Genomic DNA, 7,843 nt, shown 5'->3' on the forward strand with positions numbered 1-7,843 from the left:
GTCCCGTGCCACACCCTCCCCGAACGGGGATTCGAGCCCCCGGAGCCATCGTAGTGCCGTGCTCTGTGAGGGAGTTCGAGCCGAGCGATGCCATGACGGCAAGTGCGGCCCACCGGACGCGACGACGCCCTCCCCGCAGGAGCCGCGGGGAGGGCGTCGGGACGTCAACCGGCCGTGCCGGGCGCCGAGTCGGGGTCAGCCGGACTCGCCGTCGCGGTCGGTGCCGGAGCCCGCCGCGTCCTCGTCCCGGTCAGACCCGGCCAGCTTCGGGCTGGCGAAGCCGCCCTTGCCATAGCGTGAACCGGACTCTTCGTTGTTGTCGGAGGAGGAGCGGTAGGAGGGGCTGGCGAAGCCGCCCTTGCCGAAGCGTGATCCGGATTCCTCGTTGTTGTCGGAGGAGGAGCGGTAGGAGGGGCTGGCGAAGCCGCCCTTCCCGAAGCGCGACCCGGAATCCTCGCCGCTCTCGGACGAGGACGAGGACGAGGACGACGAAGAGGCCGAACCCGAACGGTACGAAGGGCTCGCGAAACCCGGCGAGTTGGTGATCGGGTAGTCCTCGGTGCGTTCCGAGGGGCTGGAGAACTTCGGGCTGGAGAACCGGCGGCTCTCCCCGCCCTCCGGGTCTCCCTCCCGGTTCGACAACTTGGGGCTGGAGAACTTCGGGTTGAGGAATCGGGAGCTGGGCTCCGCCTTCTCCCCGTCCTCCTTCGGACGGTCCTTGGGGCTGGAGAACTTCGGGCTGGAGAACCGCAACTTCGGGGTGCGGCTCTCCTTCGTCTCGTCCGTGTTGTCGTCGGCCAAGGACTTTCCTCCTACGGTCTCGTGCAGAAACGGGACGATGCCGCGTTCGAGCAACGCCTGTTGCCACGCCTCCCGGGCCGCGCCGACCTCCTCGGTCAGGCCCTCCGGCGGTGGCGACACCGCACGGTTCGCCCGCACCGACGTGGAGCCGTTGCGGACCGCTCCGATCAACAACTCGGCCGCCCCCACCAGCATTCCGGCCACCGCCAGCAGCAGGAACGCCCAGCCGGTGCTGCGCATGGCGCCCGCGACGGCCGGTTCCGGGTCGGTCAGCCGCAGGCCGTAGCCGAACAACAGGAAGATCAGCGCGGCGATCCCTGCGAGCACCGGCACCAGCACCGACACGACCGCCCAGATACCGGCGCCCGAGGCCGCCTGGTCACCACCGGGCGCCTGGCGCGGCGGGGCGAGCGCGCCGCTTCCGGCCCGGTCCGGCACTCTCAGCCGGGTGCGGACCTCCAGGTAGTGCCGGTACTCGTCGGCGGCCTGCGGCGCTACCAGCGGAATGGCGTTCATACCGAGCGTGCGCAACTGCTCGGTGTCGAAACGGTCCTGCGCGGTGAGCTGGGAGTCGTGGCGGACTCTGCGCAGCGCCTCGTCGAGGACCCGCTCGTAGTCGGGCCGGTCCTCCGGCAGCAGATACTTCGCACCGTCCATGTGCTTCCCCAGATGCTCCGAATGGGCCGTTCCTGCCAGCCGGTCACCGACAGGACGGAGAGCGTGGGCAGGACCGATGTTAGAGCGCGCTGGTGTCCGGGGACAGATACCTGGCCGGAATATGTCGCTTCGCGCTTCCCCTTTCGGGAAATCCTGCCTCGTGGGCGTTAGGCCCTTCCCCTCACCCTGCCCGCACGGGGCGCCCCGCACTCGGATCACGCCTCACACAACCCGTGCGTGCCTGCCGCACAACACCGCTCCCGTGTGAATTCGGCCGCCGAAGCGCGCCCACGTAAGGGAGTTGACGGTCCGTCGGTAACGGCGGGGGGAATTCCGTCAGTGACGGCGTTTCGGCCGTACGGAGCATCGCCCGTACGCAACCGGCCGAGCGGGCGCGGGCGGCGTACGCCGCCCGCGGGGAGCGTCGGGCGCCACCGTCGGATGGCGGCCTCAGGCGGTGGCGGTGGCGGCGGCGTCGATGGGGCCGGCGGGGGCGATCGGCAGGCGCGAGACCAGCATCGGCCCGCCCATCGTCACTCCGCCGTCCATGGCGATGGCGAGGTCGTCGGCGTAGACATGCGGCACGGCGGGCCGTCCCGGGCGGCCCGGGTCCCCGTCCTCGGTGTCGATCTCGCCCTCGCCGGTGAGGTACGGGATCGGGCTGTGGCCGTGCACGACCCGGCCGCCGCCGTAGGTGTCGAGCAGGGTGCGGGCCGCCTCGGGGCCGCCCTCGTCGCGGAAGGCGAACCGCCGGGTGAACTTCCGGAAGAGGTCCCAGGTCTCGTCGGCGTCGAGTCGCTGGAGCGCCTGGTAGATGGCGTCGTTGACGTCCTCGATGGTGCTGCCGTAGTCCAGGTAGGCCGTGGTGTCGGAGTGCAGCAGCAGATGGCCGTCGGCGATCGCCATCGAGTCGAGCCGCGACATCCACTGCACATGGTGGTCCTGGAGCCGCTCCATGTCGCTGGGCTGGCCGCCGTTGAGGAGCCAGGCCGCCTGGAACGTGGCGGTGCCCGCTCCGGAGTCCACGGGGGTGTCGGTGAAACGGTGCGCGCCGAGCAGCAGCAGTTCGTGGTTGCCGAGCAGCGCCTTGCAGTAGCCGCCGGCGGCGGCGGCCTCGGCGGAGAGGCGCATCACCAGGTCGATGACTCCGACGCCGTCGGGCCCGCGGTCGGTGAAGTCACCGAGGAACCACAGTCGGCTGGTTCCCGCCGCCCAGCGGTCCTCCTCGTCGGTGAGTCCGGCGGCGCGCAGCGCGGCGCGGAGCTCGTCGAGGTAACCGTGGACGTCGCCCACCACCCACAGCGGGCCGGGGCCGTCGGTCGCCGCGGTGGACGTCCCGGCGGGCTCGGGCCGTACGGCGGGTGGCGCGGGCGCGGCAGGCGCGGGCGGCGCCGGCACAGTCGGCACCGTGTCGGCCGGTGCCGGCGGTGCGGGGGCGGCCGACGGCGGGGCCGGAGGCGCGGCGGCGACCGGCTGCACGGGGGCCTGCGGTGCCGCGAGCGGCGGCGGCGGGCCGGGCGGCGGCGGTGTCAGTGGCGCGGCGGGCGCGCCCGCGCCGGGCGGCGGCGTCTCGCCCGCCGCGCGGCCCTCGATGCCGTACTCCCCAACAGGCCCCTGAGCCATGACCCCTCCACCACGTGCGCGCCGCCTCCGCCAGGGGCCGTCCCTGGCCAGGCCGGTCCGGTACCCACCGGTCCATCATAGGAATCCCGCGCGGTGCGCGTGGAACACCCGGGAAGGTTGTCGGTGGGACCCGGGGGAGGGTGATCAGGTCCGCCCTGGCTGGGAGGCTACCGGAAACTAACGGTCCGCAGCAGGGGGGGTGCGCTGCTGGTTGACGGTCGTCGCGCGGACCCGCGGCTGCGAGGAGGCGCGGACGATCAGCTCGGTGGGCATCACCCGCTGGACCATCGGCCGCACACCCGGCCCCGGGTGCGCCGTGCCGTGGTGACCCGCGAGGTGCCCGGCCCCGGCGCGACGACTGCCCCCGCCCGACCGTCCGCCCACCGCGGCCGGACGCGCGGCGGAGGCGGCGGCGCGGTCCTCGATGGTGTCGATCAGCAGCTGGATGACGGCCGAGCCGATCCGCCCCGGCTGGAGCGAGAGCGTGGTGACCGGCGGTTCGGTGCTGGCGTAGACGCCCGACTCGGAGCAGCAGACCAGCAGGAGGTCCTCCGGTACGCGCAGTCCGTAGCGCCGCGCGGCGGCGAGCAGGTCCGTGCCGTTGGGGTCGTACAGCCCGTAGACCGCGTCCGGGCGGTCCGGCCGGGCCAGGAGGCGGTCGGCGGCGACGGCCCCGGCGCACGGGTCGTGCGCCGGGTACGTCTCGTAGACCGGCTGCTGGCCGACGCGGGCGCACCAGCCGAGGTACGCCTCGGTGGAGAGCCGGGTGTAGGTGTCGGTGCCGGCACCGGCCAGCAGCCCGATCCGGCGCGCCCCGGAGCCGGCGAGGTGGTCCAGGAGCCCGACGACGGCGGCCTCGTGGTCGTTGTCGACCCAGCCGGCGACGGGTACGTCGCCGCCCGGACGGCCGTCGGAGACGACCGGGATGCCCTGGCGGACCAGTTCGGCCACGACCGGGTCGTGGTCGGCCGGATCGATGACGACGGTGCCGTCGAGGGCGACGTTGGACCAGACGTCGTGCTGGGAGGTGGCGGGGAGGATCGCCAGGGCGTAACCGCGGGCCAGCGCGGCCGAGGTGGCGGCGCGGGCCATCTCCGCGAAGTAGGCGAACTCCGTGAAGGTAAACGGTTCTTCACCGTAGGTGGTGACCGTGAGGCCGATCAGTCCCGACTTGCCCGTCCGCAGGGTGCGGGCCGCCGCCGACGGCCGGTAGCCCAGGCGGTCGGCCACCGAGCGCACATGGCTGCGGGTGGTGTCCGGGAGCCGGCCCTTGCCGTTCAGCGCGTCGGAGACAGTGGTGATCGAGACACCGGCCTCGGCGGCGACGTCACGGATGCCGGCCCGTGCTGCGCGGGAGCGCCGGCTGTCTTCGCCACGGCTCACCTGATGTTTCGCTGCTGTCATGTCGACCTGATCGTAGGCCCGGCCTCTCAACATGCCTGAGACTCGCACAAGTTGGGGAGCCAATACGTTTCTGCATGATTGAAACCGGCCATTCACCTGCGAAGAGAAGGTCATCAGCCAATTCGGTGCCGAGGGTGGATGGCATCCCAGGGTGATCCACGCGAGCGAACGGTGCTTTCACCCCGCCTCGCCTCACTCGTTCGAGTGAGGCGCGCCAGTCGTCACGCCACGGCGTGTGGAGGTGACCGAGCGCTCGTTGTCGCAGGGGTACGCCCGGGGACCCTTTCCTCTTAAAGTGTGGAGGATGTGCACTCCGACATTCCCCTCGGGCCCGAGGCTGCGCCCGGCGCTGGACGGCATCCCCACCTACCGGCCGGGCCGCCCGGCGGCCGCGGGTGCCGCGGCGTACAAGCTCTCCTCCAACGAGAACCCCTATCCGCCGCTGCCCGGGGTGATGGAGCAGGCCGTCACGGCCGCCGGGACGTTCAACCGGTACCCGGACATGGCGTGCACCGCGCTGATGGCCGAGCTCGCCGACCACTTCGGCGTCCCGGTCGGGCACATCGCCACCGGCACCGGGTCGGTCGGCGTCGCACAGCAGCTGCTCCAGGCCACGGCGGGCCCGGGTGACGAGGTGATCTACGCCTGGCGCTCCTTCGAGGCGTACCCGATCATCACGCAGATCTCCGGAGCCACCTCCGTCCAGGTGCCGCTGACCGAGAACGAGGAGCACGACCTCGACGCGATGGCCGACGCCATCACCGAGCGGACCCGGCTGATCTTCGTCTGCAACCCCAACAACCCCACCGGGGTGGCGATCCGCCGGCCCGAGCTGGTGCGCTTCCTGGACCGGGTGCCGCCCGAGGTGCTGGTGGTGCTGGACGAGGCGTACCGGGAGTTCGTCGACGACGAGGAGGTCCCGGACGGCCTCGGCCTCTACCGCGCCTACCCGAACGTCTGCGTACTGCGGACCTTCTCCAAGGCGTACGGCCTGGCCGGGCTGCGGATCGGCTTCGCCGTCGCCCAGGAGCCGGTGGCCGCCGCGCTGCGCAAGACCGCCGTGCCGTTCGGCGTCAGCCAGGTCGCCCAGGACGCGGCGGTCGCGTCGCTGCGCAGCGAGCCGGCGCTGCTGGAGCGGGTGGGCGCCCTGGTCGCCGAGCGGGAGCGGGTCTGGAAGGAGCTGACCGCGCGGGGCTGGGTCGTGCCGCCCTCGCAGGGCAACTTCGTCTGGCTGCGGCTGGGCCCGGCGAGCGTCGAGTTCGCCCAGGCGTGCGAGGCCGCAGGGGTGACGGTGCGGCCCTTCCCCGGCGAGGGCGTGCGGGTGACCATCGGCGAGCCCGAGGCCAACGACCTGTTCCTCGGTGTGGCCGGTGCCCCGGAGCTGGGAGGGCCTTCCGCACGGGGGTGAGGCGTAGCCGACGCCGAGCGGTGACGGTGGGCCGGGCGGGTCCGGGGCTTCGTGCTCCGGGGCCGCCCGGCCTTTTGCGTGCGGTGCGGTTGTGGTTGTGGTTGTGGCCCGGCGGGACGTCCGGGTTGGTGCTGTCATGACCGCGTCGTCCGGCCCGTCCCGGTCCGAGTGCCTTCGCGTCCACCCGCTCCGACCTGCGCGAATGTCCGGTGCACCGCCTTATGGCACCCCCGGTCGCAGCTCCGGGGAACGGATGCGCGATACTGCTTGTGAATGTGAATACGTTCACAAGCGTGTCGCCTTGCTACTGGTTCGTCCCGGACGAACCGTCCCACAAGGGTCAGGCTCCCGGCTGTGGCACGGGCTCACGCAGTGAAGGAGAAGGCACTGTGGAACTCGCCCTGGCCGAGGAGACCCTCGCCCGCTGGCAATTCGGCATCACCACCGTCTACCACTTCCTCTTCGTCCCGCTGACGATCTCGCTGGCCACCCTGGTGGCACTGCTGCAGACCGCGTGGGTGCGCACCGGGAAGGACGTCTATCTGCGCGCCACCAAGTTCTGGGGCAAGCTCTTCCTGATCAACATCGCGATGGGCGTCGTGACCGGCATCCTCCAGGAGTTCCAGTTCGGCATGAACTGGTCGGACTACTCCCGGTTCGTCGGCGACGTCTTCGGCGCCCCGCTCGCCTTCGAGGCGCTGATCGCGTTCTTCTTCGAGTCGACCTTCATCGGCCTGTGGATCTTCGGCTGGGACAAGCTCCCCAAACGCATCCACCTCGCGACCATCTGGATGGTCGCGATCGGCACGGTGCTCTCCGCGTACTTCATCCTGGCCGCCAACTCCTGGATGCAGCACCCCGTCGGCTACACGATCAACGAGGAGAGCGGCCGCGCCGAGCTGACCGACTTCCTCCAGGTGCTCACCCAGAACACGGCCGTCGCCCAGTTCGCCCACACCATCACCGCCGCCTTCCTCACCGGCGGCGCGTTCATGGTCGGCGTCGCCGCCTACCACCTGATGCGCCGGCGCCACATCCAGGTGATGCGGACCTCGCTGCGGGTCGGGCTGATCACCATGGTCGCCGCCGGGCTGCTGACCGCCGTCAGCGGCGACCGGCTCGCCAAGATCATGTACGAGCAGCAGCCCATGAAGATGGCCGCCGCCGAAGCCCTCTGGGACACCGAGGGGCCCGCGCCGTTCTCGCTCTTCGCCATCGGCGACGTGGACGCCGGCCACAACGTCGTCGCCGTCGAGATCCCCGGCCTGCTCTCCTTCCTCGCCCACGACAACTTCTCCGACCCCGTCCCCGGGATCAACGACACCAACGAGGCGATGCAGGAGCAGTACGGGCCGGGCGACTACCGGCCCAACATCCCCGTCGCCTACTGGAGTTTCCGGTGGATGATCGGATTCGGGATGTCGTCCTTCGCGCTCGGCGCCGCCGGACTCTGGCTCACCCGCCGCCGGTTCCACCTCTCCGAACGGCTGCGCACCACGGCGGACGAACTGCCCCGCCTCGCCCTCACCCGCGACCGCGAACTCGGCCCCGTGCTCAGCCGCTGGTACTGGAAGCTCGCCTTCCTCACCATGGCGTTCCCGCTGATCGCCAACGCCTGGGGCTGGATCTTCACCGAGATGGGCCGCCAGCCCTGGGTGGTCTACGGCGTGCTCCAGACCTCCGCCGGTGTCTCGCCGAGCGTCTCCCAGGGCGAGGTGATCACCTCCATGGCCGTCTACACCGTGCTGTACGCCACCCTCGCGGTGATCGAGATCAAGCTGCTCGCCAAGTACGTCAAGGCCGGCCCGCCCGAACTCACCGACGCCGACCGGAACCCGCCCACCCGCATCGGCGGCGACCACCGCGACCCGGACCGGCCCATGGCCTTCTCCTACTGACCCGGCGCACCGGCCCGGCGCACGGACCCCGCACCGGCCGGCTCCCTCGACC

At 71.5% G+C, this 7,843-nt stretch carries 5 protein-coding genes; 2 read left to right on the forward strand and 3 right to left on the reverse strand.

Annotated elements, in window-relative coordinates:
* Positions 1 to 195: 195 nt before the first annotated feature.
* From E0D90_RS27360 to E0D90_RS21115, 3 genes are all read right to left on the reverse strand, one after another.
* Positions 196 to 1,458, reverse strand: coding sequence for a phage holin family protein (locus tag E0D90_RS27360; protein WP_174856237.1), 1,263 nt, complete (start codon positions 1,456 to 1,458; stop codon positions 196 to 198).
* Between the two features lie 450 nt (positions 1,459 to 1,908).
* A complete protein-coding gene (locus E0D90_RS21110) occupies positions 1,909 to 3,081 on the reverse strand; it encodes a metallophosphoesterase (protein ID WP_130799657.1) in 1,173 nt (390 codons plus the stop codon).
* Positions 3,082 to 3,258: 177 nt separating this feature from the next.
* Positions 3,259 to 4,485: a LacI family DNA-binding transcriptional regulator gene (locus E0D90_RS21115; protein WP_170215029.1), complete on the reverse strand. Its 1,227-nt coding sequence runs from the start codon at positions 4,483 to 4,485 to the stop codon at positions 3,259 to 3,261.
* 304 nt (positions 4,486 to 4,789) lie between these two features.
* Here E0D90_RS21115 and hisC point away from each other — a divergent pair, with 304 nt between their 5' ends.
* The gene (gene hisC, locus E0D90_RS21120) at positions 4,790 to 5,893 is read left to right on the forward strand and encodes a histidinol-phosphate transaminase (protein WP_130799658.1); all 1,104 of its coding nucleotides are present in this window, start codon (positions 4,790 to 4,792) and stop codon (positions 5,891 to 5,893) included.
* Positions 5,894 to 6,282: 389 nt separating this feature from the next.
* On the forward strand, positions 6,283 to 7,791 hold the full coding sequence (locus E0D90_RS21125; RefSeq protein ID WP_103501733.1) for a cytochrome ubiquinol oxidase subunit I: 1,509 nt from the start codon (positions 6,283 to 6,285) through the stop codon (positions 7,789 to 7,791).
* Positions 7,792 to 7,843 lie beyond the last annotated feature (52 nt).

Origin of the sequence: Streptomyces otsuchiensis (assembly GCF_004305975.1) — a bacterium.
Taxonomy (GTDB): Bacteria; Actinomycetota; Actinomycetes; order Streptomycetales; family Streptomycetaceae; genus Streptomyces; species Streptomyces otsuchiensis.

What these genes read in the sequence shown, in the direction of transcription:
- E0D90_RS27360 (WP_174856237.1), bottom strand. Translation starts at nt 1,458, where the DNA reads ATGGACGGTGCGAAGTATCTGCTGCCGGAGGACCGGCCCGACTACGAG.
- E0D90_RS21110 (WP_130799657.1), bottom strand. Translation starts at nt 3,081, where the DNA reads ATGGCTCAGGGGCCTGTTGGGGAGTACGGCATCGAGGGCCGCGCGGCG.
- E0D90_RS21115 (WP_170215029.1), bottom strand. Translation starts at nt 4,485, where the DNA reads ATGACAGCAGCGAAACATCAGGTGAGCCGTGGCGAAGACAGCCGGCGC.
- hisC (WP_130799658.1), top strand. Translation starts at nt 4,790, where the DNA reads ATGTGCACTCCGACATTCCCCTCGGGCCCGAGGCTGCGCCCGGCGCTG.